This is a genomic window from Streptomyces sp. NPDC087440 (assembly GCF_044744005.1).
In the GTDB taxonomy this organism is placed as follows: domain Bacteria; phylum Actinomycetota; class Actinomycetes; order Streptomycetales; family Streptomycetaceae; genus Streptomyces.
In genome coordinates this window covers 386,694-411,239 of the sequence record NZ_JBIUXN010000003.1, presented here as the reverse complement: position 1 = coordinate 411,239, position 24,546 = coordinate 386,694, and the positions used below count along the sequence as shown (strand labels likewise).

The 24,546-nt window shown below is 70.8% G+C and carries 19 protein-coding genes; 13 read left to right on the top strand and 6 right to left on the bottom strand.

Features of this window, described 5'->3' with window-relative positions; genetic code table 11:
* Positions 1 to 55 precede the first annotated feature (55 nt).
* The 10 genes from ACIO3O_RS10040 (at position 56) to ACIO3O_RS09995 (ending at position 14,353) form a co-directional block, all read left to right on the top strand.
* Positions 56 to 1,339, top strand: coding sequence for an extracellular solute-binding protein (locus ACIO3O_RS10040; protein WP_401744165.1), 1,284 nt, complete (start codon positions 56 to 58; stop codon positions 1,337 to 1,339).
* Positions 1,340 to 1,434: 95 nt separating this feature from the next.
* A complete protein-coding gene (locus tag ACIO3O_RS10035; protein WP_401744163.1) occupies positions 1,435 to 2,382 on the top strand; it encodes a carbohydrate ABC transporter permease in 948 nt (315 codons plus the stop codon).
* Positions 2,382 to 3,260: a carbohydrate ABC transporter permease gene (locus tag ACIO3O_RS10030; protein WP_401744162.1), complete on the top strand. Its 879-nt coding sequence runs from the start codon at positions 2,382 to 2,384 to the stop codon at positions 3,258 to 3,260. The genes ACIO3O_RS10035 and ACIO3O_RS10030 overlap by 1 nt, the downstream gene beginning before the upstream one ends.
* Before the next feature lie 233 nt (positions 3,261 to 3,493).
* On the top strand, positions 3,494 to 4,726 hold the full coding sequence (locus ACIO3O_RS10025) for an ROK family protein (RefSeq protein ID WP_401744160.1): 1,233 nt from the start codon (positions 3,494 to 3,496) through the stop codon (positions 4,724 to 4,726).
* A 120-nt stretch (positions 4,727 to 4,846) separates the two neighbouring features.
* Positions 4,847 to 5,932 (top strand): sugar ABC transporter substrate-binding protein, encoded by a 1,086-nt coding sequence (locus ACIO3O_RS10020; RefSeq protein WP_401744159.1) that lies wholly within the window; start codon positions 4,847 to 4,849, stop codon positions 5,930 to 5,932.
* A 545-nt stretch (positions 5,933 to 6,477) separates the two neighbouring features.
* Positions 6,478 to 7,257 carry an ATP-binding cassette domain-containing protein gene (locus ACIO3O_RS10015; protein ID WP_401744157.1) on the top strand — a complete coding sequence of 260 codons (780 nt, stop codon included), beginning with the start codon at positions 6,478 to 6,480 and terminating at the stop codon, positions 7,255 to 7,257.
* Positions 7,254 to 8,570 (top strand): sugar ABC transporter permease, encoded by a 1,317-nt coding sequence (locus tag ACIO3O_RS10010; protein ID WP_401744155.1) that lies wholly within the window; start codon positions 7,254 to 7,256, stop codon positions 8,568 to 8,570. Before ACIO3O_RS10015 ends, ACIO3O_RS10010 begins: the two co-directional genes overlap by 4 nt.
* A 252-nt stretch (positions 8,571 to 8,822) precedes the next feature.
* On the top strand, positions 8,823 to 10,748 hold the full coding sequence (dxs, locus tag ACIO3O_RS10005; protein ID WP_401744153.1) for a 1-deoxy-D-xylulose-5-phosphate synthase: 1,926 nt from the start codon (positions 8,823 to 8,825) through the stop codon (positions 10,746 to 10,748).
* Between the two features lie 301 nt (positions 10,749 to 11,049).
* Positions 11,050 to 12,495, top strand: a complete 1,446-nt coding sequence (locus ACIO3O_RS10000; RefSeq protein WP_401744481.1) for an amino acid permease — start codon at positions 11,050 to 11,052, stop codon at positions 12,493 to 12,495.
* 427 nt (positions 12,496 to 12,922) lie between these two features.
* On the top strand, positions 12,923 to 14,353 hold the full coding sequence (locus ACIO3O_RS09995; protein ID WP_401744151.1) for a glycosyltransferase family 39 protein: 1,431 nt from the start codon (positions 12,923 to 12,925) through the stop codon (positions 14,351 to 14,353).
* 38 nt (positions 14,354 to 14,391) lie between these two features.
* Here the strand turns inward: ACIO3O_RS09995 and ACIO3O_RS09990 are convergent, their stop codons facing one another.
* Entirely contained in the window at positions 14,392 to 14,796 is a 405-nt protein-coding gene (locus tag ACIO3O_RS09990) for an NTP pyrophosphohydrolase (protein WP_401744149.1), read from the bottom strand.
* Positions 14,797 to 14,855: 59 nt separating this feature from the next.
* On the opposite strand from ACIO3O_RS09990, the gene ACIO3O_RS09985 reads away from it, so the two are divergent.
* On the top strand, positions 14,856 to 16,016 hold the full coding sequence (locus tag ACIO3O_RS09985; protein ID WP_401744147.1) for a hypothetical protein: 1,161 nt from the start codon (positions 14,856 to 14,858) through the stop codon (positions 16,014 to 16,016).
* A gap of 10 nt (positions 16,017 to 16,026) precedes the next feature.
* Here the strand turns inward: ACIO3O_RS09985 and ACIO3O_RS09980 are convergent, their stop codons facing one another.
* From ACIO3O_RS09980 to ACIO3O_RS09960, 5 genes are all read right to left on the bottom strand, one after another.
* Positions 16,027 to 17,601, bottom strand: a complete 1,575-nt coding sequence (locus tag ACIO3O_RS09980) for a glycosyltransferase family 39 protein (RefSeq protein WP_401744145.1) — start codon at positions 17,599 to 17,601, stop codon at positions 16,027 to 16,029.
* Entirely contained in the window at positions 17,598 to 19,115 is a 1,518-nt protein-coding gene (locus tag ACIO3O_RS09975; protein ID WP_401744144.1) for a hypothetical protein, read from the bottom strand. Before ACIO3O_RS09975 ends, ACIO3O_RS09980 begins: the two co-directional genes overlap by 4 nt.
* Positions 19,112 to 20,146 carry a glycoside hydrolase family 26 protein gene (locus ACIO3O_RS09970; RefSeq protein WP_401744142.1) on the bottom strand — a complete coding sequence of 345 codons (1,035 nt, stop codon included), beginning with the start codon at positions 20,144 to 20,146 and terminating at the stop codon, positions 19,112 to 19,114. The genes ACIO3O_RS09975 and ACIO3O_RS09970 overlap by 4 nt, the downstream gene beginning before the upstream one ends.
* Positions 20,147 to 20,150: 4 nt before the next feature.
* The gene (locus ACIO3O_RS09965; RefSeq protein WP_401744141.1) at positions 20,151 to 21,761 is read right to left on the bottom strand and encodes a glycosyltransferase family 2 protein; all 1,611 of its coding nucleotides are present in this window, start codon (positions 21,759 to 21,761) and stop codon (positions 20,151 to 20,153) included.
* A 100-nt stretch (positions 21,762 to 21,861) separates the two neighbouring features.
* Positions 21,862 to 22,320 (bottom strand): GtrA family protein, encoded by a 459-nt coding sequence (locus ACIO3O_RS09960; RefSeq protein ID WP_401744140.1) that lies wholly within the window; start codon positions 22,318 to 22,320, stop codon positions 21,862 to 21,864.
* A gap of 211 nt (positions 22,321 to 22,531) precedes the next feature.
* On the opposite strand from ACIO3O_RS09960, the gene ACIO3O_RS09955 reads away from it, so the two are divergent.
* A complete protein-coding gene (locus ACIO3O_RS09955; protein WP_401744138.1) occupies positions 22,532 to 23,614 on the top strand; it encodes a sugar phosphate nucleotidyltransferase in 1,083 nt (360 codons plus the stop codon).
* Between the two features lie 167 nt (positions 23,615 to 23,781).
* Complete coding sequence (locus ACIO3O_RS09950; RefSeq protein WP_401744479.1) at positions 23,782 to 24,516, top strand: polyprenol monophosphomannose synthase; 735 nt, start codon at positions 23,782 to 23,784, stop codon at positions 24,514 to 24,516.
* Positions 24,517 to 24,546 lie beyond the last annotated feature (30 nt).

Sequence of the window (24,546 nt, the reverse complement as noted above, 5' to 3'; positions counted from 1 at the left end):
GGGCCGACCTCCGGTGAAGGCAGCAAGTCGACGCTGATGTCGAAGGGTTGGAAGCATGAGGAATCGGGTTATCGCCACCGGTGCGGCAACGCTCGTGATGGCACTGGGGCTGAGCGCCTGCGGTGGCGACGGTGACGGCGGCGGGGGCGACGACGCCAAGGGCGGCAAGACCATCAAGGTGGTCGCGGCCGACTACGGCACCACCGCGGCCGACGCCTCCAAGCCGTTCTGGGACAAGGTCGCCAAGGACTTCGAGGCCGCCAACTCCGGTTACAAGGTCGAGGTCCAGGTCATCAACTGGACCGACATCGACAAGACCGTCAAGACGATGATCGCGTCCGGCAACGTGCCCGACATCCTGCAGACCGGCGGTTACGCCGACAAGGTCGCCGACGACCTGCTCTACAAGGTCGACGACGTCATGTCGCCCAAGACCAAGGCCAACCTCTCGCCGGGCTTCGCCAAGGCGGGCGAGGTCAAGGGCGTCGCGTACGGCATGCCGTGGGTCGCCTCCACCCGTACGTTCTTCTACAACAAGAAGGCGTTCGCGACCGCCGGCATCACCAAGCCCCCGACCACCTGGGCCGAGGTCGCCGACGCGGCGAAGAAGCTCAAGGAGAAGAAGGCCGCGGAGATCCCCTACGCCCTCCCGCTCGGCCCCGAGGAGACCCAGGGCGAGACCCTGATGTGGGAGATGGGCAACGGCGGCGGCTACAAGGACGACGCCGGGAAGTACACGATCAACAGCGCCCAGAACGTCGAGACGTTCAAGTGGCTCCAGGACAACCTGGTCAAGCCCGGCCTGACCTACCCCAACCCCGCCTCCACCGACCGCAAGACGGCCTTCGCCGACTTCGCGGCGGGCAAGGTCGGCATGATGAACGGCCACCCGAGCGTCATCAAGATGGCCGAGGACGGCAAGGTCGAGTACGGGATGGCGAAGATCCCGGGCAAGACGGGCCCGCTGGAGTCCACCCTCGGCGTCGGCGACTGGACGATGGCCTTCCAGGACGGCAAGGCCGGCAAGGACGCGGTGAAGAAGTTCCTCGACTTCACCTACACCAAGGACAACCTGGTGAAGTTCGCGTCGATGTACAACTTCATCCCCGTCACCACGGACGCCGCCGAGGCCATGCAGGCCGACCCGAAGAACGCCAAGCTGAAGGACTTCTTCGCGGCGCTCCCGACGGCCAAGTTCTACCCGGTCAACGACACCTCCTGGGACGTCGTGTCCGCCGAGATCAAGAAGACCGGCGGCAAGGCGGCCAGCGACGACCCGAAGACGGTCCTGGACGACCTCCAGAAGAAGGCCGAGGAAGCGGCGAAGGCCGTCAAGTAACGCGCCCCAGCGGCCCGTTCAAGTAACGCGCCCCAGCGGCCCGTTCGGCTTCGTACCCCGCACTCCTCTCCTCGCACTCCCTCCCAGGAGAAACCGTGTCACTCAAGGCCCCTCCGTCCCCCGCCGCCACCGGCGGGGGACGGGGCGGGCGCGCCCCCAGGCCGGTGAGCCGCCGCAGCGGACTGGCCAGGCTCGGCCCGCTGCCCTGGATAGCGCCCGTCATCCTGCTGATCCTCTTCGTGGTCGTCTGGCCCGTCGTCGAGCTGGTCCGCACCTCGTTCCTCAACATCTCCATCTCCGGCAAGGTGCGCGGCAGCGCCGGGACGGACAAGTACAAGAAGCTCTTCGAGGAGACCGACCTCGGCTCCGTCCTGATCTGGACGGTCATCTGGACGGTCGTCGTCGTCGCCTTCACGATGCTCATCTCGCTGGCCCTCGCCCAGCTGTTCAACCAGAAGTTCCCCGGCCGCACGATCACCCGCTGGGCGCTCATCGCGCCGTGGGCCGCCTCCGTGCTGATGACGGCCATCGGCTTCAAGTGGATGCTCAACCAGACCGCCGGCGTGCTCAACACCGTGATGATCGACCTCGGCCTCATCGACGGGCCGCAGGACTGGCTGGGCGAGTCCTCCACCGCCTGGCCGTGGATGATGGCGGTCGCGATCTTCGTGTCGCTGCCGTTCACGACGTACACCCTGCTGGCCGGGCTCCAGACCATCCCGGGCGAGGTGTACGAGGCCTCGCGCATCGACGGCGCGGGCACCTGGCAGACGTACCGGTACATCACCCTGCCGATGCTGCGTCCGGCGTTCCTCATCGGCGTCGTCATCAACCTGATCAACGTCTTCAACTCCTTCCCGATCATCTGGGCCATGACCCAGGGCGGTCCGGGCTACGACACGTCCACCTCGATGGTGTTCATGTACAAGCTGAAGGAGACCGACATCGGTGAGTCGGCGGCCATGTCGGTCGTCAACTTCGCCCTGGTCGTGGTGCTCGTGCTGATCTTCCTGAAGGTCAGCCGCTGGAACGAGGAGGACTGATGGCCACCGCTACGGCCGCCCGGTCGAAGACGCAGGTCCCCTCCGGCAAGCCCCCGAAGCGTGCGTTCCGGCCGCGCACGCTGGTCATCGCCGTGGTGGCCTGGGGTCTGGCCGCGCTCTTCCTCGCCCCGTACCTCGAAATGATCATTACGGCGCTGCGGCCCAAGTCGGAGCTGCGCGACCGTACTTACCTGCCCAGCGACTTCGAGTGGTCGAACTTCATCGAGGTCTGGAAACAGTCCGAGCTGGGGCAGAACCTCCAGGTCACGCTGCTGGTCGCGGGCGGTGCCACGCTGCTCGTCCTGCTGGTGGCGCTGCCGGCGGCGTACTACACGGCGCGGATGAAGTTCCGCGGGCGGAAGATCTTCCTGCTGCTCGTGCTGGTCACCCAGATGTTCCAGCCCACCGCGCTGCTGATCGGTCTGTACCGCGAGTTCTACCAGTTGGGCATGCTCAACTCGGTCTGGACGCTGATCATCACCAACGCGGCCTTCAACCTGGCCTTCGCGGTGTGGATCCTGACCGCCTACATCGGCTCCATCCCGGCGGAGCTGGAGGAGGCGGCCATGGTGGACGGGACCAGTCGCTTCGGCGCGATGATCCGGGTGACGCTGCCGCTGGCGCTGCCCGGTGTGGTGACCGCGCTCATCTTCACGTTCATCACGACGTGGAACGAGTTCGCGATGGGCCTGACCCTGACCACCGACCCGGCCAGCCAGCCGCTCACCGTCGGCATCAACAACTTCATCGGCGCGTACACGGTGCAGTGGAACTACCTCTTCGCCGCGTCCGTCGTCGCGATCGTCCCCGTGATCATCCTGTTCGCCTTCATCGAGCGGCACGTGGTCTCCGGACTGACCGCCGGGTCGGTGAAGTAGCCACCGGACGAAGTGGCCACCGGACCCCGTCCCGCCGTACGAAGCGCCCGCCGACCCCCGTCGGCGGGCGCTTCGGCGTGATCTCGCCCCTCTTCGGTCCAGGCCTTGACGGGAGTGGGCGGGAAAGTCTCTGCTTAGGGTTCACATGTTGGAAGAACGGCGGGGCCCCACGGTCGTGGCCCCGGAGCGGGCAGCCGTCGCGCTGCCCGACAGGATCGGGAGTGGATGAGTCGATGGAGACTCCGGGGTCGCAGACGTCTCTGCACCGGGCCAATCTGGAGCGGGTCGTGCGCGCGGTGCGCATGGCGGGCTCGCTGACCCAGGCCGAGATCGCGAGAAGCACCGGGCTCTCCGCCGCCACGGTCTCCAACATCGTGCGCGAGCTCAAGGACGGCGGAACGGTCGAGGTCACCCCCACCTCGGCGGGCGGCCGCCGGGCCCGCAGCGTCTCGCTCAGCGGCGACGCGGGCGTGGTCATCGGCGTCGACTTCGGCCACACCCATCTGCGGGTGGCGGTCGGGAACCTGGCCCACCAGGTGCTCGCCGAGGAGTCCGAGCCGCTGGACGTCGACGCCTCGGCCGCGCAGGGCTTCGACCGCGCCGAGCAGTTGGTGAAGCGCCTCATCGAGGCGACCGGAATCAGCCAGGACAAGGTCATCGGGGTGGGCCTGGGCGTACCGGGACCGATCGACGTGGAGTCCGGGCGCCTGGGCTCCACCGCGATCCTGCCGGGCTGGCAGGGCATCAACCCGAGCGAGGAGCTCTCCGCCCGGCTCGGCGTTCCGGTGTACGTCGACAACGACGCGAACCTCGGGGCGCTCGGCGAACTCGTCTGGGGCGCCGGACGCGGCGTGCGCGACCTGGCGTACATCAAGGTCGCCAGCGGCGTCGGCGCCGGGCTGGTGATAGACGGCCGCGTCTACCGGGGACCCGGCGGCACCGCGGGCGAGATCGGGCACATCACGCTCGACGAGTCCGGCCCGGTGTGCCGCTGCGGCAACCGGGGCTGCCTGGAGACCTTCACGGCCGCCCGGTACGTGCTGCCGCTGCTGATGCCCTCGCACGGCCCCGACCTGACCATGGAGCGGGTCGTGCAGCTCGCCCGCGAGGGCGACCCGGGCTGCCGCCGGGTGATCGCCGACGTCGGCCGTCACATCGGCAGCGGCGTCGCCAACCTCTGCAACCTCCTCAACCCCAGCCGGGTCGTCCTCGGCGGCGATCTCGCGGACTCCGGCGAGCTGGTGCTCGGGCCGATCCGCGACTCGGTCTCCAGGTACGCGATCCCCAGCGCGGCACGGCACGTGAGCGTGCTGCCCGGTGCGCTCGGCGGACGGGCGGAGGTGCTGGGCGCGCTGGCGCTGGTACTGAGTGAAATGGGGGATTCGACCCTCTTGGACGGCGCGCACGCGGCGCAGGCGGTCAACTCGCTTGGTACAGACCAGCGTTCGGCTCCTGCCTTCACTTAGATAACGAGTGGCACCGTTGTCATCTCGTTAAGGGTTTACTCCTTGACGCTATGGCGGCACGCGAGTTGACTTCCAGACACCTCGGCCGCAACGACGCGGCCTCGTCAGGGAGGTTGGACTGTGAAGACCCATCTGCGTCGTGCCGCCATAGCCGTCACCGCTGCCGCCGTGATGACGATGTCCCTCGCCGCGTGCGGCGAAGCGGGCTCGGGCAAGAAGGACGAGAAGAAGGACGACAAGACGATCGGCCTGCTCCTGCCGGAGAGCAAGACGACCCGTTACGAATCCTTCGACTACCCGCTGATCAAGGCCAAGGTCACCGAGCTCTGCTCCGACTGTAAGGTCAACTACAAGAACGCGTCCGAGACCGTCGCGACCCAGAAGCAGCAGTTCGACGACCTCGTCGACTCCGGCGTCAAGGTCATCATCCTCGACGCGGTCGACTCCGGCGCCACCAAGGCGTGGGTCGAGGAGGCCGACAAGAAGGGCGTCAAGGTCGTCGCGTACGACCGGCTCGCGCAGGGCCCGGTCTCCGCGTACGTCTCCTTCGACAACGAGAAGATCGGCCAGCTCCAGGGCCAGGGCATCCTCGACGCGCTCGGCGCCAAGGCCGCGGACGGCCGCGTCGTCATGATCAACGGCAAGGAGTCGGACCCCAACGCCGGGCTGTTCAAGAAGGGCGCGCACTCCGTCCTCGACGGCAAGGTCAAGAAGGTCGTCTACGAGCAGACGGGCGAGTGGGACCCGAAGATCGCGGGCGAGAAGATGGGCACCGCCATCACCTCCCTGGGCAAGGACGGCTTCGACGCCGTCTACTCCGCCAACGACGGCATGGCGGGCGGCATCGTCGCGGCGCTCCAGTCGGCGGGCGTCAAGGGCATCCCGGTCGGCGGCCAGGACGCGGAGCTCGCGGGCATCCAGCGCATCCTCGCCGGCACGCAGTCCTTCACCATCTACAAGCCGTACAAGCCGGAGGCGGACAAGACCGCCGAGGTCGCGGTGAAGCTGCTGAAGGGCGAGAAGCTCTCGCTGGCCGGCACGATCGACAGCCCCAGCACCAAGGGCATCCCGGCGGAGCTGATCCAGGCCACGGTCATCACCAAGGCCAACATCAAGGACACGGTCGTCAAGGACCAGCTCTACAAGACCGCTGACATCTGCAAGGCGGAGTTCGCCAAGCCGTGCGCGGACGCGGGCATCAAGTAGCAGCGGCGTAGCGGCAGGCCGGGATTCCGGGGGACCGCTTCCCCGGCCCGGGTCCGGGGGCTTCCGGTTCCGACAGGGGACCGGGACCCTGGGCACGACGGCCCCGCCCGGCGATTCCCGGGGCGGTACGGGCGCGGTCCGCAGGGCCTGCCTCCGTACCGTCACGGATGTCGCCGGTACGGCCACGGCGTGCGTCCGCAGGGTCCCGGCTCACGTCGGGGCCGCCGCGGCGGCAGTCCGTACCGCCGCGGCGTCCGTCCGTACCTCGGTGGCGTCCGTCCGCACCGTGCCCGTCCGTACAGCGCTCCTCCGTACAGCTCCCGCACGTACCGCATCCGTCCGTACAGCCTCAGCTCGTACAGCCTCCGGCTGTCGTGCCGGGGTCGCGTACGAGGTCCCGGTCGTCGTCCGCCCGCCGGACGCGGCCGGGCCCCGGCGCGGCCGCCGCGCGTCCGCCCCCCACCCACACGCCCCATCCCGCCGTACGCGAACCCGCTGCGGCGGCCCTCCGCCGCACCTGCCGGCGGACGAAGGAGATGGTTCACATGTCCGCTGCGCCCGTCCTCGCGCTACGCGGAGTCTCCAAGCGGTTCGGAGCCGTGCAGGCCCTGACCGACGTCGACCTGGAGGTCCACGCCGGCCAAGTCGTCGCCCTGGTCGGCGACAACGGCGCCGGAAAGTCCACCCTGGTCAAGACGATCGCCGGGGTGCACCCCATCGACGAGGGCAGCATCGAATGGGACGGCAAGGCCGTCTCCATCGGGCGCCCGCACGACGCCCAGGGCCTCGGCGTCGCCACCGTCTACCAGGACCTCGCGCTCTGCGACAACCTCGACGTCGTCGCCAACCTCTTCCTCGGCCGCGAGCTCGGCCGGGCCAAGGTGCTCGACGAGGTCGCCATGGAGAAGCGCGCCAAGGAGCTCCTGGACACCCTGTCCATCCGCATCCCGAGCGTCCGCATCCCGATCGCCTCGCTCTCCGGCGGTCAGCGCCAGGTCGTCGCCATCGCCCGCGCGCTGGTCGGCGACCCCAAGCTGGTCATCCTCGACGAGCCGACCGCCGCCCTCGGCGTCGAGCAGACCGCCCAGGTCCTGGACCTGGTGGAGCGGCTGCGCGAGCGGGGCCTCGCCGTCCTGCTGATCAGCCACAACATGGCCGACGTCAAGGCCGTCGCCGACGAGGTCGCGGTCCTGCGCCTCGGACGCAACAACGGTGTCTTCAAGGTCAAGGACACCACCAACGAAGAGATCATCGCCGCCATCACCGGAGCCACGGACAACGCCGTGACCCGTCGCAAGGCGCGAGGCGCGGAGGCAGTGAAGTGAGTGACACCGTGAACACCCCGCCCCAGAAGCCCTCGAAGGCCCAGAAGCCCGCTCCGGTGGACGCCGATCCCACGGTCGCGGCAGGTGCGATCCCCGCGACCGACCCCCGGCTCCTCGTGCGCGAGCAGGGCTTCGCCGGGTACCTCACCGAGTTCAAGCGGAAGATCAAGGGCGGTGAGCTCGGCTCGATACCGGTCGTCACCGGACTGATCGTGATCTGGGCGATCTTCCAGATCAGCTCGGGCCGCTTCCTGGACCCGTCGAACCTGAGCAACATCGCGCAGTACATCGTCGGCCCCGGCCTCATCGCCACCGGCATCGTCTTCGTGCTGCTGCTCGGCGAGATCGACCTCTCGGTCGGCTCGGTGGCCGGTCTCACCGCCGCGGCCAGCTCCGTCCTCGCCATCAAGCAGGACATGAACGAGGGCCTCGCGGTCCTGATCGGCCTGGTCGGCGCGGCCGCCATCGGCGCCCTGCACGGCTTCTTCTTCGCCCGGATCGGCGTGCCCGCCTTCGTCGTCACCCTGGCGGGCTTCCTCGGCTGGAGCGGCCTGCAGCTGTTCGTCCTCGGGAACACCCTGAGCCTGAACAACATCTCCGGCGGCATCATCTACCACCTGAACAACTACTACTTCAGCGACGTCGCCGCCGCCTACGGCCTGGCCACCGTCGCCGTCGCCGGGTACGCCTGGTCGCAGTGGAACGAGCACCGCCGCCGCAAGGTCGCGGACCTGCCGCACCGCCCGATGAGCGAGCTGCTGCTGCGTACGGGTGTCGTCGCGGTCCTCGTCTTCGTCGCCGCGTACGTCCTGAACCAGGAGGACGGCCTGCCGCTCGGCCTGACCGTCTTCGTCGGCGTGGTCGTCGTCGCCAGCTTCGTGCTGCGCCGCACCACCTACGGCCGCCAGGTCTTCGCGGTCGGCGGCGGCGTCGAGGCGGCGCGCCGGGCGGGCATCAACGTCGTCTGGATCAGGATCTCCGTCTTCACCATCTCCGGCTTCCTGGGCGGCCTCGGCGGCCTCTTCATCGCCTCCCAGTCCGGTGTCGCCGACTCCAACCTCGGCGGCGGCGACACCCTGATGCTCGCCATCGCGGCGGCCGTCATCGGCGGCACCAGCCTCTTCGGCGGCCGGGGCACCCCCTGGTCGGCCCTGCTCGGCATCCTCGTCATCCAGTCGATCATGACCGGCCTGTACATGGAGGGCTCCTCCAGCAAGGCGGTCCAGTCGATGATCACGGGTGCGGTGCTGCTGGCGGCCGTGGTCCTGGACTCCGTCTCCCGCAGGAGCCAGAAGGCGGCGGGGCGTGCTTAGCGTCACTCCGTTCACCCGGTTGGTCTGAGCCGCCTCGTTCACCCCCTTGGTCCGAGCGGCCTCGCATAGCAGTCAAACCCTCATGCGCCCGGCACCGACACCCCGGTGCCGGGCACGTTTGTGCAGATGTTGACCCGTACGGGTGATGCACGTCGCACAACCCGCCGATCGTCGCCGCGCGCGGAACATTAGACTCGGCAGATCGGCACGAACGTCCAAAGCTCAAGCCAGTTCAACCGCAAGGAGGCACGGGTGGCCCTGCTGACCCGCATCAAGGGACCGCGCGACCTGGACCGGCTGTCCCCGGAGCAGCTCGACCAGCTGGCCGCGGAGATCCGGACCTTCCTCGTGGACGAGGTGTCCAAGACCGGCGGACACCTGGGCCCGAACCTGGGCGTGGTCGAGCTGACCATCGCGCTGCACCGCGTCTTCGAGTCGCCCAAGGACAGGGTCCTCTGGGACACCGGCCACCAGAGCTACGTGCACAAGCTGCTCACCGGCCGCCAGGACTTCACCCGGCTGAAGATGAAGGGCGGCCTCTCCGGCTACCCGGCGCGCGCCGAGTCCGACCACGACGTCATCGAGAACAGCCACGCCTCCACCGTCCTTGGCTGGGCAGACGGCCTCGCCAAGGCCAACGAGGTGCTCGGCAAGGACGACGCGGTCGTCGCCGTCATCGGCGACGGCGCCCTCACCGGTGGCATGGCCTGGGAGGCGCTGAACAACATCGCCGTCGCCAAGGACCGCCCGCTGGTCATCGTGGTCAACGACAACGAGCGCTCGTACGCCCCCACCATCGGCGGCCTCGCGAACCACCTGGCCACCCTGCGCACCACCGACGGCTACGAGCGCTTCCTGGCCCGCGGCAAGGAGTTCCTGGAGCGCACCCCGGTCGTCGGCAAGCCGCTGTACGAGACGCTGCACGGCGCGAAGAAGGGCCTCAAGGACTTCATCGCCCCGCAGGGCATGTTCGAGGACCTCGGCATCAAGTACGTCGGCCCGATCGACGGCCACGACATCGAGGCCCTGGAGTCCGCGCTCCAGCGCGCCAAGCGCTTCGGCGGCCCGGTCATCGTGCACTGCCTCACCGAGAAGGGCCGCGGCTACCAGCCCGCCCTGGCGGACGAGGCCGACCGCTTCCACGCCGTCGGCAAGATCCACCCGGACACCGGCCTGCCGATCGCCTCCTCCGGCGTCGACTGGACCTCGGTCTTCGGCGAGGAGATGGTCAAGCTCGGCAAGGAGCGGAAGGACATCGTCGCGATCACCGCGGCCATGCTCCAGCCGGTAGGCCTGGACAAGTTCGCCAAGGCCTTCCCGAACCGGGTCTACGACGTGGGCATCGCCGAGCAGCACGGCGCGGTGTCGGCGGCGGGTCTGGCGACCGGCGGCCTGCATCCCGTGTTCGCCGTGTATGCGACATTCCTCAATCGTGCCTTCGACCAGGTTCTGATGGACGTGGCCCTCCACAAGTGCGGTGTGACCTTCGTACTGGACCGGGCCGGGGTCACCGGCACCGACGGCGCCTCGCACAACGGCATGTGGGACATGTCGATCCTCCAGGTCGTCCCGACCCTGCGGATCGCCGCCCCGCGCGACGCCGACCAGGTCCGCGCCCAGCTGCGCGAGGCCGTCCAGGTCGAGGACGCCCCCACCGTCGTCCGCTTCTCCAAGGGTGCGGTCGGCCCGGCGGTCAAGGCCGTCGGCAAGGTCGGCGGCATGGACGTGCTGCGCAAGCCCACCACCGACGGGGACCGCCCGGACGTCCTGCTGGTGTCGGTCGGCGCGCTCGCCCCGATGTGCCTGGAGGTCGCCGAGCTGCTCGACGCGCAGGGCATCTCCTCCACCGTCGTCGACCCGCGCTGGGTCAAGCCGGTCGACGAGGCGATGGCCCCGCTGGCCGAGCAGCACCGGGTCGTCGTCACCGTCGAGGACAACTCCCGTGCCGGAGGCGTCGGTTCCGCCATCGCGCAGGCGCTGCGGGACGCGGACGTGGACGTACCGCTGCGCGACTTCGGCATTCCGCCGGTCTTCCTGGACCACGCCTCCCGCAAGGAGGTGCTGGCCGAGATCGGGCTGACCGCTCCGGACATCGCCCGTCAGGTCACCGGCCTGGTCGCGAAGATCGACGGACGGCTGGAGCGTTCGGTGGCGGCGGAGGCGGCCGTACGCGACTGACGCGGAGGCCCTGTTTCGGGGCTCGCACCATCTGTGTCCGGCCCGGAGGGAAACCTCCGGGCCGGACTTTTTCGTACATTCGCCCCATCGGGTGAAAACCTGTTCGCGCAGTCGCGAAGCCGCACGAATGATCACGATGATTGCGGGTGACCCTCCACTCAGAGGTGGGGACGGCCCGACCGGCGGAGGTGCTGCGGTGAGCACGGAACACCAAGGATCAACGGGTTCATCAGCAAGGTCATCGGATTCATCGAGTGCGAGGCAGAACGGCGTCTTCCGCACGAAGACCGTCGAGCAGTCCATCCGGGACACCGAAGAGCCGGAGCACGCGCTCAAGAAGTCCCTCTCCGCCCTCGACCTCACGGTCTTCGGCGTCGGCGTGATCATCGGCACCGGCATCTTCGTCCTCACCGGCAAGATCGCGAAGGAGACGGCGGGCCCGTCGGTCGCCCTCGCCTTCGTCGTCGCCGGTGTGGTCTGCGGCCTGGCGGCCCTCTGTTACGCCGAGTTCGCCTCGACCGTCCCGGTCGCGGGGTCCGCGTACACCTTCTCCTACGCATCGCTGGGCGAACTGCCCGCCTGGATCATCGGCTGGGACCTCGTCCTGGAACTGGCGCTCGGCTGTGCGGTGGTGGCGGTCGGCTGGTCCGGCTACATGCGCTCCCTGCTCGACACGGCGGGCATCAACCTCCCGGACTTCCTCTCCGGAACACATGACGGAAAGTTCGGCTTCGACCTGCTGGCCTGCATCCTGGTGCTGGTCATCACCGCGATCCTGGTCGCCGGAATGAAGCTCTCCTCCCGCGTGACCAGCGTCATCGTCGGCATCAAGGTCACCGTCGTCCTGCTGGTCATCATCGTCGGCGCCTTCTTCATCTCCGGTGCCAACTACAAGCCGTTCGTCCCGCCGACCAAGGCGAGCGACGGCGGCGAGGGCCTCACCGCCCCGCTGGTCCAGCTGATCTTCGGCTTCACCCCGACCACCTTCGGTGTGATGGGCATCTTCACCGCGGCGGCCGTCGTCTTCTTCGCCTTCATCGGCTTCGACATCGTCGCCACGGCGGCCGAGGAGACCAAGCTGCCGCAGCGCGACGTGCCGCGCGGCATCCTCGGCTCCCTGATCATCTGCACACTGCTGTACGTGGCGGTCTCGGTCGTCGTCACCGGCATGCAGAAGTACAACGAGCTGTCCACGGACGCGCCGCTCGCGGACGCGTTCAAGTCGGTGGGGCATCCCTTCTGGGCGGGGCTGATCAGCTTCGGTGCGGCGGTGGGGCTCACGTCCGTGTGCATGATTCTGCTGCTCGGTCAGTCCCGGGTCTTCTTCGCGATGAGCCGCGACGGACTGCTCCCGAAGACCTTCTCGCAGGTCCACCCGCGCTTCGGCACCCCGTACCGCTCCACCATCCTGCTCGGTGGACTGGTCGCGGTCGTCGCGGGCTTCACCTCCATCGACGAACTCGCCGAACTGGTCAACATCGGTACGCTCTTCGCCTTCGTCGTCGTCGCGGTGGGCGTCGTCATCCTGCGCCGCAAGCGGCCGGACCTGCCGCGGTCCTTCAAGACCCCGCTGGTGCCGTTCATCCCGGCCCTGTCGGTCCTGGCCTCGCTGTGGCTGATGCTGAACCTGCCGGCGGAGACGTGGCTGCGGTTCGGGGTGTGGATGCTGATCGGGATCGGGGTGTACTTCGTGTACGGGAGGCGGAACAGCAGGCTGGGGAAGGGGGTTGGGGCTGCGCCGAAGTAGCCATCGTCCCCGTAGCGCCCGTAGCCCTCTTGTGCTGGGGGCCCTCGCCCCCTTCCCCCAGCCCCCTTGGGCGGCGGGGCCGCCCCCCGGGGGCGGGACGGGCGGGCAAGGGGGCGGCCCCTTCCGCTACCGGCCCAGCCGGGTGCCGCCCCTGGCTTCGCCCCGATACCGGGTGCACGTCACCGCCCGGGCCCTGGGGTCGCCTCCCGGTGCCGGGCATGCGCAGCTCTGCCCCGCCGGGGCAAGGGGTCCCCAGCCCCGCCCCTTCACCTAAACCCGCGGGGGCAGGGGGGCGGGTCCCGTGCAGGCGGTGGTGGGTCTCGGTCCCGTGCGGGTGCGTCGTGGCTGGTCGCGCAGTTCCCCGCGCCCCTGAAGGGGCGCTGCCCTGCGGGGTGGTTGACGGGCGAGGGCGGATAACTTGGGGGGCATGCTCGCCGAGGCCGCGTCCACAGCCCCCGCCCCCGCCCCGTACCCCTACTGGCGCCGCCTCCTGCCCGCGCTCCTCCTCCTCGCCGCCCTCACCCGCGCCCCCTCCTTCCTCCACCCCCTCTGGAACCCCGACGAAGGCTTCCTCGCCGTGCAGGCGCGACAGCTCGCGCAGGGCGGGGTGCTGTACGACACCGTCGTCGACCGGAAGCCGCCCCTCGTTCCCTGGCTGTACGAAGCCGCCCTCGGCCTCTTCGGCGACCACTCCCTCGTCCCCCTCAAGGTCCTCGCGATCCTGGCCCTCTTCGCGACCGCCGCCCTCCTCGCCTCCCTCGCCCGTCGCAGGTGGGGGGACCGGGCAGGCGTGACGGCAGGGGTCGGGTTCCTGCTGATCTCCGTGGGGCTGCACCCCGAGGACACCCAGGCCGCCTCCTTCGGCCTCTTCACCCTGCCCTTCACCGCGCTCGCCGTCTGGTGCGCCGACCGCAGGGTCTGGGTCTGGGCGGGTGCGGCCGCCGCCGGGGCCTTCCTGGCCAAGCAGACCGGCGGGGCGGTACTCCTGCCCGTGCTGTGGCTCGCCTGGAGCACGTCCACGAGGGGCCGGGCTCTGGTCCGTACGATCGCGGGCTTCGGCGTCCCCGTCGCCGCCGTGGCCCTCCTCACCGGGCCGTCCCGCTTCCTCTTCTGGGTGGTCACGGGTTCCGGTTCGTACGCAGACCTGACCGGTTCGGGACTGCATGCGCTCGGCCGGGGGCTCGGCAACGCGGGCATCCTGGCCGCCGCCTGCCTGGGCCTGCTGGTTCCTCTGGTACGACGGTGGAGGGTGCCCGGCGCGGACCTGTGGCTGTGGCTCGCGGCGTCCGTCGTCGCCGTCATGACCGGATTCCACTTCTTCGGGCACTACTACCTCCAGCTGATGCCGCCCCTCGCCCTGCTCGGCACCGCCGCCCTCCAGGCCCTGCCGCGCCGCTGGACCACCGGCGCGCTCACCGCCCTCGCCTGCGCCAGTGCGGTCTTCCTGACCTGGGGGTTCCTCGCCCCCCGGCCCGAGCTCGGCCACGCCCAGCGGCTCGCGGACGCCATTCGTTCCCGTACGTCCGCCAACGACCCCGTCCTGATCTGGGGCATGCACCCCGAGACGTACTGGCTGGCCGACCGCACCCCCGCGAGCCGCTACCTGACCGCCGGCCTCCTCACGAACTTCAGCGGCGGCCGCAACGGCTCCCTGGTGGGGGAGCGGTACGGCGTCGAGGGCAGCTGGCCCGTCCTGCGCCGTGAACTCGCCGAGCAGCGCCCGCCCCTGATCGTCGACGACTCCCGGGGCCAGCCGTACGGCCCGGACCGGATGCCGACGCTCCGCCGCATCCTGGACGAGGAGTACGAGCGGGTGGCGACGGTGGACGGGGCGGTCCTGTACGCGCGCTCGCGCTGACCGGCCGGTGCGGGGGGGAGGAGGAGGAACGGCGGAACTCAGCCCCGTACGGTACGAGGCCCCACGCACTCGGCGCCGTACGCCTCGACCCGGCGGCGCAGCTCGCGGTCGGCGGTGACGACGACGCAGTCCCGCCCGGCAGGCTCACGCGTGGCGACGACCTCGACGATGCGGTCGTCCCCGCTGCCCGGGGCGGCGACGACCCGCACGCCCGGCACGGAATCGACCCGCTTGGCCGCGCCCTCGACGACCAGCACCACCTCCACCGGCCCCGGCCGTCCGGCGACGCCCTCGTCCGCGTACACCGGCAAGCGGTCCCGCAGCCGCTCGGCCGCCCCGTGCCGGTCCTTCCACCAGCCGTCGGGCACGGACCCCACGACATTGGCCGCGTCGACGACGAGCAGGGGCAGCGGGGCGGGCGGCACGGGCGGTGTGGACGTCATGGGGTCAGCGTCCCACGGCGGGCACTGTCGGACCGGCCGCCTATCCTTGGCTCGAATAAATGAACGGGACTGTGGGGAAGGCAGGGCGGGCGGCGATGGGGCTGGGGAGCGAGACGGGGGCCGGAAGACGGGCGTCCGGCCCGGTGGGGGGCCGCGGCTGGATGGTGCGCGGCAAGGACGGACGGCTCAGCGCGTACGGAGCGGCCGACGGCGCCCTGCTGCGCTGGACCGAGACCCGCCCGGGCGGGCCGGACTGGCAGGGCCCGGAGGTCTTTCCGGCACCGGACACGGAAGGCCTGGCCGTGGCACAGGGCCCGGACGGGTTCGTGCACGTCGTGGGCCGCCGACGGCGCGCGAACGGCGGCGTGGAGTACGTCCACGCGACGCAGTACCAGTCGGGCCGCCCGCTGGCCGCCTGGTACTCGCTCGGCAGCCATCCGTACGGTGATCCGGCCCGGGTGGCCCGGATGGGCCTGCCCGCGATCGCGGTCGGCGCGGCGGGCGCGGTGCACGTGTTCGTACGCAACGGCTACGGCGGCGTTCTGATGCGACGCCAGGCGGCGAACGGCAAGTGGGAGGGCTGGAAGGACCTGAAGGGCGCGGGCTGCGAGATCCCCCTGACCGCGATCCCGACCGCGTCCGGCCGGGTGGACCTGCTGGCGGTGACGACCAGGAACGCGACCCTGCACTGGACCCAGCCCACCCCGGGCGCGGCGTTCTCCGCGCCGACGACCCTGCCCTTCACCGCGTCGGCGGGCACACTGACGGGCCTGGAAACGACGGACGGCGAGCTCACGTACTACGCGCTCACACCTCCGGAATCCGGACCGGACACCGGGACGACAGCGGAGCCGGACCCCGCGACCGCCGTCTCCGCCCACCACCCGGACCGGCCCCCGGTCCTCCTCCACGGCAGCGAGCCCGACTCCGCCACCCCGCTCGCGGCCCTGCGCGCGCCCCTCGACGGCCACGACTGCACGATCCTGGCCCACCGCACCGCCGACGGCCGCCCCGCCCTGGCCGCGTGCCGGACCCTCGCGGAGGACGAGGGCCTGTGGTGGACGCCGACGGGCCCGGAGTGCGTGGGTCCGCCGGCCCTGGCGGTGGACGCGACGGGCCGGGTGGTCATGGCGGTCGTCGCGACGGACGGCACCCTGCACGTGGCCCGCCAGCGCACGGACGAGAAGGGGCTCTCGCTGGCGGCGTGGGCGAGGGTCTGAGCCCTTCGCGTCAGCGGTGGGAGCGTTCGAAGAGCGTCACCGTGACGTTCTTCAACCGGTGGGTGGCCGTCGGTTCGTAGCCACTGCGCAGCACCGACACCGTCCCCGGGTTCAGTCCCGTGTACGGATCGCCGCTCGCGGGGGAGGTGAGCACCCAGACGCGGTCGTGACCGCGCAGCGCCTTCTTGGGCGGGGCGGCCTCGGCCGGTGCGAAGGCCCCCGCCTCCTGCGCGGTGGTGGAGACCAGGACGTCCGCCGGATGCCGGGGGGCGTCCCGGAGTTCGTAGGCCAGGCCCCGCCGGACGATCGTGCCGGAGGTGGCCCCGCCGTACACGACGGCGTCGCCCGGCTTCTGCTGACGTTCGATCAGCCGGGCGGTGCCCCGGTAGTCCGGCTCCCACCAGATGTCCCGCTGAGCCTGCCGGGCCGTGTTCATGCCGGGCAGCGACAGCCAGAGCACGGCGGTCGCCGCGGCGGCGGCCAGGACCCAGCCCAGCCAGACGAACGGCTGCCTGCGGGTACGGGCGGACCACGGGCCGGTCAGCCGGCACACCGCCACCGCCGCCAGCAGCACCCAGGCGGGCAGCGTGAAGAGCAGATAGCGGTAGTAGAAGAGCCGCAGCACGTCGGCGGTGGCGAAGGTCAGCAGCGGCGGCAGCAGGGCCCAGACCGCAAGCATCACCCGCGGACGCCCGGCCAGCGCCATGCCGACGACGCCCAGCACCAGCAGAGGGACCGCCGTCTGCCAGGAGCCGACGACGTCGCGGGGGAATGCGAGGAAGGTCTGCAGGGTCGGGTTGTTCCAGGAGATCTGGCCGCTCTGCCCCGAACCGCGCGCGGCCATCGGCAGTACGAAGGAGACCCCCACCAGCACCGAACCGGAGAACCCCCAGGCCGACGTGCGGTCACCGGTACGACGCGCCGACAGCACCGCGCACAGGTGCGCCGCCAGTACCGAGAGCGAGACCAGGTGGCTCCAGCCGACCAGCGGCAGGCACGCCGCGTACAGCGCCCAGCCCTTGACCGAGGGCCGGTCCAGCACCCGGACCAGCAGCAGCGTCGCCAGCAGGACGAACGCGACGGCGAAGGCGTACGGGCGGGCCTCCTGGCCGAACCGGGTGACCGTCGGCAGCACCGCGAACACCAGACCGGCCAGCAGCCCGGTGCGCAGGTCGAACAGCCGGCGGCCGAGCAGCCCCAGCAGACCCGCGGCGGCGGCCATCGCCAGCGCCGAGGGCAGCCGCAGGGCCGTCTCCGAGGTGCCGAACAGCGACGTCCACAGGTGCATCAGGACGTAGAAGGGCGCGAAGACCACATCCACGCCCTTGAGGAGGGTGCCCAGGTCGGGGAACGACAGCATCGCCGCCCACCAGGTGGCGTGCTCGTCCTGCCACAGCTGCCGGTCCCCGATGCCGTACAGCAGGAACGCCAGCGCCACCGCCGTGGGCAGCAGGAACGCGACCGTCGCGGACCGGCGGGCGGCGACGGTCCGGCGCAGCTTCCGGGCGGCGGTGCGCGGCCGGTCGGCAGCTTCCTCGGGAGCTTCCCCGGGCGCGGCGGGGCGGGCGGCGTCGATGACTGTCACTTCTTGATCCAGATGCGGTAGGAGCTCGGCCCGGCGGCGCTGACGTAGGCGTCCTCGGTGAGCAGCCGATAGTGGGGGTTCGCGCGCAGGGACCGGGTGAGCGCGGTGTCCTCGGCGGAGTCCGGGCGGCCCGACAGCACGACCGCGTCGTAGCGGCCGGCCGCGAGGTCCCGGGGCGTCTCGGTCCGGCCGGTGCGCTCCCACTGCGCCTCGCGCGTCCTGTCGCGCAGGTAGTACGCGGGTACGGCGGGCTCGTCGGCCAGGTAGCGGCCGTCGGCCGTGACGATCTTCGCGAGGGCCTCGGTGGCCCGGGTGGAGTCCGGCGGTACGAACGCGTTGTGCGCCCGCACCAGGCCGAGCACCAGCACCGCGACGTACACCAGGATGCCCAGCTGGGGGTTGCGGAAGTGCGCGCCGACCAGCCGTGACAGGCCGAGCCCGGCCAGCGGGGCGGCCAGCGCCAGCCCGTACCCGAGGTTCTGGAAGGCGACCGCTTCGCCCGGCGTGACCAGCACGTAGCCGACCGCGAGCAGCGGGCTCGCGCACAGCAGCACCGCCAGCAGCACCCGGCGGACCCGGCCCGGCACCGCGATGCGGGCCCAGGACGTCTCGGCCAGGCGCGCCCGGCGGACGTAGGCAGCGCCGCCGCCGACGGCGCACAGGAAGACCAGACCGCCCCACTGGGCGATGTCCCAGAGGACCGCGGCGGGGGTGTCCGACGCGTGCCGCAGCGCCTGCCCGGGACCGGCCCAGGCGGTGAGCAGCAGGGCCCCGGCGTACAGCAGCAGCCCGGTGGGCACGGCGAACAGCACGGCCCGCAGCACCGCCTTGCCGGGGCCGCCCGGCAGGCACGTGAGCGCCGCCAGCACCACCAGCGTCGGCAGGAACAGCACCGTGCCCCACGCGAAGGCGGCCGACAGCACGGCGGGGACCACCGCGAGCAGCACCGCGCCGGGGCGTTCGCCGCCGCCCCGGGCCACCAGCCACCCGGCGAGGACCAGCAGGCACAGGCCGAGCGCCGCCCCGTCCGCGAGGAACCCGGAGAACACCGTCGACTCGCAGACGGAGAACAGGGCCGCCGCCCCGAGCGCGGCGCGCGCCCGGAAGAGGCGGGCGCTCAGCGCGTACACGAAGGCGGTCGTGCCGAGCATGGCCAGCAGGCTCAGGACGCGGACGCCGGTCAGGCCGAACGCCGAGTCGGTGAGCGCGGCGAGCACCGGGTACAGCGACGGCAGCCCCGAGGCGGGGTCGGCCAGCGGCACCGAGCCGAACGCGTCGAGCTGGAGGTGCCCGTGGACCAGGGTGCGCGCCTCGCCGGGGAAGGCCCGGCCGCCCATCCGGGAGGAGAGCCCGGCCTGCACGGCGAGGACGCACAGCAGCAGGACGCGGCCGATGCGCACGCTGCGCCGCGAGTTGACCGTCCACGCGGAGGGCGGCACCACGGGGATGGTGTACGCGGGGGTGAGCCCGGCGGCGATGTCGGCCTTGCGCAGCCGTACGGTGTCGGGGCTCATCGGAGATTGCCCGGATCGAAGCCGAACGCCTCGGAGCCGCGCGCCTCGTCGCGGAAGGTCCGCTGGGCGAGCGGGCCGCTGCTGATGCGCCAGTCGGCTTCCTTGTTGTAGTCGAACCAGACGAAGCCGATGACGTCGTCGCGCTTCTCGACGCCCCGGAACAGGTCCTTGATGTCGGCCGGCTTGCGCTGCCCGCCCTCGGACGCCGTCTCGGGGATGATCACCGGCTTGCGGGTGAAGGTGCGGACCTGCTTCAGCGTCGGGTCGAAGAGCGTCTCGAAGGTGGTGGCGCCGTGCTGGGCGTAGTAGCCGATCACACCGACCCAGTCGACGTAGTCGTCACCGGGGAAGTACGGCTTCAGCTTCACCGAGGGCATCGGGTTGATCACGTTGGGGGTCCAGACCCAGATCACGGACGTCGCGCCGACCTCCTCGAAGAGGTCGTGCATCCGCTTCCAGGCGCCGGTGTACTCGGCCGGGGTGGTCTTCTTGGTGCCCCACGGGTACCAGTCGCCGTTCATCTCGTGCGCGAAGCTGATCGCCACCGGCAGGTTCAGCTCGCGGACGGCCCGGGCGTAGGTGCGGATGTAGTCGTCGCCCCGGCCCGCCGCGATGTCGGCGAGGGGGGTCTTGTGCGGTTCCCAGGAGATCAGCGGGAGCGCGCCCTCGTTCCACACGGCGGCGGCGTTGCCCTCGTCGAAGCGGTCGCCCCAGGCGGCGTAGTAGCCGACCAGGTTGGGCTGCTTGCCCGCCTGCCGGGCGAAGGTCTTCAGGGGCTTCAGGGAGCCGGGCAGACCGTCGGCGGCCATGCCGAGGTACTTCTTCTGCCCGGCGGGCCTGAGCAGCGGTGTGATGTCGTACGGGGTCTCCTCGGCGGCGGTGGGGGGCGCGGTCGTCGCGGGCCCCGCCTCCAGGGACTGGTAGCGGTCGCGGCCCTCGGAGGAGAAGGTGGTGCACCCGGTGGCGGCGAGCAGCAGGGCGGCGGCGACCACGGCCGTCGTGCGGGCGGTGCGGATACGGGAGGGAAGCACGGCGTCAGACCTTCTGGAAGCGGGACGGGGAGGGGGCCGGGAGCGGCGCGGGCACGGGGGCGGGGTGCTGGGCGCCGGTGGGCTCGCCCACGTGCGGCTGGACCAGCGCGCGGCCCACGGTCGCCGCGTAGAAGAGCCCGGCGGCCAGCAGCAGCGCGAAGTCCGGCGGGTACATGTCGAGCGTGCGCCAGAGGGCCAGGGCGACCCACACCAGCGCGGTGCCGCCGCTCCACAGGCTCAGCCCGAGCCAGAAGCGGCGGGTGCCGTTCTGCTTGGCGCCGCTGGAGCCGGACGGCTTCCAGCCCATGTGGCGTCCGCGCAGCAGGTCCCAGAAGGCGAAGACGTACGACCAGCCCTGGATCGCCTGCACCGCCCAGGCTTCGAGCCGGAAGGGCGCCCGGTGCCACAGGGGCTGCACGATCGTCACGTAGAAGAGGGTGGGCAGCAGCAGGAACGAGGCCCGTGCGACGACCTGGCCCGGTGCGAACACCAGCAGGCTGATCGGGATCAGCGGCAGTGCGAACACGGCGAGCGCGGTCGTCAGGTAGTAGAAGAAGCCGCTGAGGTAGGCGAGCCGGGTCTCCAGCCGCAGCGGTGCGTTCCAGAAGTTCCGGTCCGTGATCAGGGCGAGCGAACCCCAGCACCAGCGGTACTGCTGGTTCATGTAAGCGCCCGCGGTGTCCGGGCAGACGCCGGTGGACAGGGCGACCGGGACGTAGCGCAGCCGCCAGCCCAGACCGCGCAGGTCGAAGCCGGTGTACATGTCCTCGGAGTGCTCGATCAGGGTGGTGCCGCCGTTGGCCTCCAGGGCCGAGCGGCGGTACAGCGCGCAGCTGCCGCAGCAGATCGAGGCGTTCTTGCCGTCCCGGGAGACCTGCACGGAGCGGTAGAAGTACTCCTGCGTGGCGCCGGCGCCGCGCTCGATCCAGTTCTGCGAGTCCAGGACGCGGAAGAACTGCGGGGACTGGACGATGCCGGTGTCCGGCTCGTCCATGTACGGCAGCAGCTCGTGCAGAAGGTCGGCGCGCGGGGCGAAGTCGGCGTCCAGGATCAGGATGTGCTCGCCCTCGGAGATCCCGAAGCCGTACTGGAGGTTGCCCGCCTTCTTGTACCAGCCGCGGTTCGGCCGGGTGCCGTGCCGGAACCCGAAGTCCCGGGCCATCGCGGCGAGCTCCGGGGACGCGCCGTCGTCGAGCACGTACACGGTGACCGTGCCGGGGTAGCTCCCGGCCATCCGGCGCACGTGCGTCCAGGTGTTGTGCAGCACCTCGATCGGCTCGCCGCACACCGGCAGGAACACGTCCACGGTGGGGTACGTGTCCGGGCGCCAGCCGCGTACCAGGGCGCGGTGCGCGCGCATGTCGAAGCCCCGGCTGAAGCCGTCGAGCCGCAGCGAGATGAGCGAGTGGCAGATGGCGCAGACCAGGAACGGCGCGAAGAGCCAGAACCAGGGGCTGGAACTGGTGAAGGTCAGCTGGCTGATCGCCAGGAAGACCACGCCGACGAAGGCGAAGAACGTGAGGACCCACAGGTGCCGTCGGGCGTAGGAGTATTTCTCACGGTCGTCGGGGGGCTGTGGCAGCAGGCCCGACGCAGGCAATTTCCTGATGGTCATGCGAAGTTGTTCTCCGGCTTTTCCTGGGCGACTGGCCAGTTTATGGAAAGTGCTTGATCGAATTCCTGGACAAGGGCCCTGATGCGGGGGTCTTTGGTCATCAGGCGGCCGGGACCAGTGGGGGCGTCCGGAAGACCCAGGTGCGGTAGGACCAGAATCGGAAAAGGGTCGCGACGGCAATTCCAGTGAACTTGAACACATTCCCCTGGAGGGGGGTGTCCCAGCCCATTCCGTAGGTCGCCGCGTACAGCACGCCGTTCTCCAGAATCAGTCCGGCAGCGCTGAAGAAGGCGAAGAGCAGCAGCTCACGGGTCTGCCGGTGGTGGCGCCTGTCCTGGTAGGCGAAGTAGCGGAAGCCCAGGTAGTTGCAGGCGATGGCGACTGCGGTGGCCGCGATTCCGCACCGGACGACCGGCAGATCGGTGTGCGTGCGCAGCACGTTGAAAACCAGCAGATTGACGATCACCCCGACCCCGCCGACGGCGCCGAACTTGGCTGCCTCGACCGTGAGGGAGCGCAGCCTTCCAGGGGCTGCGTGTCTTCCTGATCCGCTGTTCATGATTCAACTCCGGGCGCACGGAATTCCGTACTTCATGGGCCATCGTCAAGGTCCGGCGCCAGTGGGGGAGTTCATTGTCGGACGGGCCCGTGGAAGGGCCGGGTGAACTCGGCGCGGTTTCACTATCGTAAGCTATGTCCGTTTGGTGTTGATGTTTCCAGAGTGTCTGGAAGATCCAATTGAAGATCCACTGTGAGAGCGACGGGCGTGCATGACTGAGGCGATACTTCTGGCCGGAGGAAAGGGTTCCCGGCTCAGGCCGGTCACGCTGCACACCCCCAAGCCCATGGTTCCGGCCGCGGGAGTGCCCTTCCTGGCCCACCAGTTGGCCCGGGCCAAGGCGGCGGGCGTCACCCATGTGGTGTTGGCCACGTCCTACCTCGCGGAGGTCTTCGAGCCGTACTTCGGCGACGGGTCCGCACTCGGCATGCGTCTCACGTACGTCACCGAGGACCAGCCGCTCGGCACCGGCGGCGCCATCCGCAGCGCGGCCGACGCCCTGACCTCGGGCCCCGCCGACCCCGTCCTGGTCTTCAACGGCGACATCCTGACCGGCCTCGACATCGCGGGCCTGGTCGACGCCCACCAGCGGGCCGGGGCGGCCGTCACGCTGCACCTCACCCGGGCCGACGACCCGCGCGAGTACGGCCTGGTGCCCACCGACGACACCGGCCGGGTCCTCGACTTCACCGAGAAGCCGCAGCACCCGGACGAGATCGTCACCGACCAGATCAACGCCGGCTGCTACGTCTTCCGGCGCGAGGTCATCGACACCATCCCGGCCGGCCGCCCGGTCTCCGTGGAGCGCGAGACCTTCCCGCAGCTCCTCGCCGCCGGAGCGCTGCTGCACGGCGTCGTCGACCGTACGTACTGGCTCGACCTCGGCCGCCCCGCCTGCTTCGTCAAGGCGTCGGCCGACCTCGTACGCGGCATCGTCGCCTCGCCCGCCCTGCCGGGCCCGACCGGTGAGTACCTGCTGCTGCCCGGCGCCCAGGTGGCCGACGGCGCGAAACTCGGCGGCGGAACGGTCGTCGGCGCGGGTGCCCGCATCGAGGCGGGCGCGGTCGTCGAGGGCTCGATCGTGCTCGACGGCGCCCGGGTCGCGGAGGGCGCCCAGGTGTACGACAGCCTGCTCGGCGCCCGCTCCTCCGTCGGCCGGAACACCACCGTCACCGGCGCGGTCGTCGGCGACGACGCCGAGGTGGGGTCCGCCAACGAGCTCACCGACGGCGCCCGCGTATGGTGCGACGCCCGCATCCCGGACGCCGCCATCCGCTTCTCCCCCGACTGCTGACCCCACGGCCGGCACCCCACGGACCCGGCCGCACCCACCCACCCCGGCGGACCCCGCCGCACCCCCCCCGAGCACCCAGCCCAGAACAGAGAGAGAGCCGGACCGTGGCAGCCACCGTCCCCGCCCCCGCCGCGCCCGCCCCCGCCCCGCTGCGCAGGCCGCTGGCGATGCCCGAGGCATGGGCCCGTACCGCCCTGACCGTCGTCATGCCGACGTACAACGAGGCCGAGAACCTCCCCGGCATGGCCGAGCGCCTGATGGCCCTGGCCCTGCCCGGGCTGCGTCTGCTGGTGGTCGACGACAACAGCCCCGACGGCACCGGCGACGTCGCCGAGCACCTCGCGGCGCAGTACCCGGGCCGGATCTCCGTCCTGCACCGCACCACCAAGGACGGCCTCGGCCGGGCGTACGCGGCGGGCATGACGCGTGCCGTCGAGGACGGCGCGGCCTACGTCCTGCAGATGGACGCCGACGGCAGCCACCCCGTCGAGTACGTCCCCCAGCTCCTCGGCAGCGCCCTGGCCACCGGTGCCGGGCTCACCGTCGGCAGCCGCTACGTCTGCGGCGGCAAGCTGGCCGAGGAGTGGGGCCTGCACCGCCGTCTGCTCTCCCGCTGGGCCAACCGCTACGTCAGCGCCGTCCTGCGCACCGGGCTGCGCGACGTCACCGCCGGGTTCGCCCTGTGGCGGGCCGACACCGTGCGCGCGGTCCGCCTCGACCAGGTGCGCAGCAGTGGCTACAGCTTCCAGGTGGAGCTCAAGTACCAGGCGGTCCGCGCCGGTTGCACCGCCGTCGAGATCCCCATCCACTTCGAGGAGCGCCAGATCGGCGTGTCCAAGATGAGCCTGGCCGTCCAGCTGGAGTCGGCCGCTCTGCCGTGGAAGCTGCGCCTGCGCGGCTGACCTGTTCCTCCCGCGCGGCCGACCGGACGC

Coding starts and splice junctions, on each gene's coding strand:
- ACIO3O_RS09965 (WP_401744141.1), bottom strand. CDS start 21,761: ATGACCATCAGGAAATTGCCTGCGTCGGGCCTGCTGCCACAGCCCCCC.
- ACIO3O_RS09975 (WP_401744144.1), bottom strand. CDS start 19,115: ATGAGCCCCGACACCGTACGGCTGCGCAAGGCCGACATCGCCGCCGGG.
- ACIO3O_RS10040 (WP_401744165.1), top strand. CDS start 56: ATGAGGAATCGGGTTATCGCCACCGGTGCGGCAACGCTCGTGATGGCA.
- ACIO3O_RS09950 (WP_401744479.1), top strand. CDS start 23,782: ATGCCCGAGGCATGGGCCCGTACCGCCCTGACCGTCGTCATGCCGACG.
- ACIO3O_RS09995 (WP_401744151.1), top strand. CDS start 12,923: ATGCTCGCCGAGGCCGCGTCCACAGCCCCCGCCCCCGCCCCGTACCCC.
- ACIO3O_RS09960 (WP_401744140.1), bottom strand. CDS start 22,320: ATGAACAGCGGATCAGGAAGACACGCAGCCCCTGGAAGGCTGCGCTCC.
- ACIO3O_RS09985 (WP_401744147.1), top strand. CDS start 14,856: ATGAACGGGACTGTGGGGAAGGCAGGGCGGGCGGCGATGGGGCTGGGG.
- ACIO3O_RS10025 (WP_401744160.1), top strand. CDS start 3,494: ATGGAGACTCCGGGGTCGCAGACGTCTCTGCACCGGGCCAATCTGGAG.
- ACIO3O_RS09990 (WP_401744149.1), bottom strand. CDS start 14,796: ATGACGTCCACACCGCCCGTGCCGCCCGCCCCGCTGCCCCTGCTCGTC.
- ACIO3O_RS09955 (WP_401744138.1), top strand. CDS start 22,532: ATGACTGAGGCGATACTTCTGGCCGGAGGAAAGGGTTCCCGGCTCAGG.
- ACIO3O_RS10015 (WP_401744157.1), top strand. CDS start 6,478: ATGTCCGCTGCGCCCGTCCTCGCGCTACGCGGAGTCTCCAAGCGGTTC.
- ACIO3O_RS10030 (WP_401744162.1), top strand. CDS start 2,382: ATGGCCACCGCTACGGCCGCCCGGTCGAAGACGCAGGTCCCCTCCGGC.